Here is a 1,378-nt window from a genome sequence, read left to right on the forward strand (position 1 = left end):
TAGCAGGTCGCTGAAATAGTCAGCGAGCCGAAACGGTATCCCTGCGGCAGGAGCGGTGGCCCCGCGTATCGATTGGTTTGCGCGAGGGGCATTCACCCCCTCGACACCTGTTCTTGGTGTCAGGCGGTCAGCAACCGGGGCAGTCGGGCTAGATTGTTGGCGGCCATCGTCAGGATGAAGCGGGATCGCACGCGCTCAACGCCGCGATAGACGGTCTGGACCATTCCGCCGACAGTCTTGGCCCAGCCGAAGGCCTCCTCGATCCGCTTGCGGTGCTTGATCGAAAGGACATAGCCCTCGTGCCGGGTGGTGCGGCCGTCGATCACTGAATGTCGTGACTTCTGCGCGACGTGAGGCGTGACACACGCCTGGCGCAGGTCGGCGACGAACTCGGCCGCGTCGAACCCCTTGTCGGCCCCGAGCGTCAAACGTCGGGTCGACCCGGGGGAATGGCGGTGGATCATGTCCAATGCAGCGCGCCGTTCGGCATGGCCGTCCGCCTGGGTCAGGTCACCCTGCACGATCAGACCATTACGGTTCTCCATCAGCGCATGCCCGATGAAGCACAGCATCGCCCCGGTCCCGGGAGACTTCTTGTAGAGGCGCGCCTCCGGGTCGGTCGTCGAGGCATGGGTGGCATTGGAACGCCTCTCGCCCCGGAAATCGACTTCGGCGTTGCGGTTCTGGCGGGCGGGGCGGGGCATCGGGGTGGTCTCGGATTGGGTTTGTTCGGCTTGATTGTTGGAGGTGGTGTCGGGTCCGGGCAGATCACCTGGCCCTTCATCGTCGGGCGGCGTGCTCACCGGTTTTGGCTGGAAACTCTTCATCGAGGCCCAGGCCTTGACCAGCGTACCATCGACCGAGAAATGCTCGTCAGACAACAGCGGCGCCACCTCGCGATGCGCCAGGATCGCCGTCATCACCTTGCGCGACATCTCGGTGCTCAGCAGCCGGTCGCGGTTCTTGGTGAAGACCGTCGGCACCCAGACGGGATCGTCGATGCCGAGGCCCACGAACCAGCGGAACATCAGGTTATACTGCATCTGTTCCATCAACTGCCGCTCCGAGCGGACCGAAAACAGTATCTGGATCAGGCTCGCCCGGATCAACCGTTCCGGCGCGATCGAGGGACGGCCAAAATCGGTGTAGAGCGCCTCGAACTCGGCATCGAGACTGGCCAGCGCCTCGTTGACCACCTGCCGGATCTTGCGCAGCGGGTGCCGCGCAGGGATGCGCTCTTCAAGATCGACATAGCTGAACAGCGACCCGCTCGTCTCGTCCGTCCCGCGCATCATCACCCCCACCGTTGTCGTGCAAAGGGTGAATCATGTTCCTAACACCGGGTCGAGGGCTGACTTCTTCAGCAGCCTGCTAGAGG

At 63.6% G+C, this 1,378-nt stretch carries 1 protein-coding gene; it reads right to left on the minus strand.

The window, feature by feature from the left end; translation table 11 throughout:
* Positions 1–119: 119 nt before the first annotated feature.
* Positions 120–1,292, minus strand: coding sequence for an IS5 family transposase (locus C5F48_RS23810; RefSeq protein WP_107666131.1), 1,173 nt, complete (start codon positions 1,290–1,292; stop codon positions 120–122).
* Positions 1,293–1,378: the final 86 nt, after the last annotated feature.

Origin of the sequence: Cereibacter changlensis JA139 (genome assembly GCF_003034985.1) — a bacterium.
In the GTDB taxonomy this organism is placed as follows: Bacteria; Pseudomonadota; Alphaproteobacteria; order Rhodobacterales; family Rhodobacteraceae; genus Cereibacter; species Cereibacter changlensis.

Excerpts from the sequence above, each read along its gene's own strand:
- C5F48_RS23810 (WP_107666131.1), bottom strand. The coding sequence starts at position 1,292 with ATGCGCGGGACGGACGAGACGAGCGGGTCGCTGTTCAGCTATGTCGAT.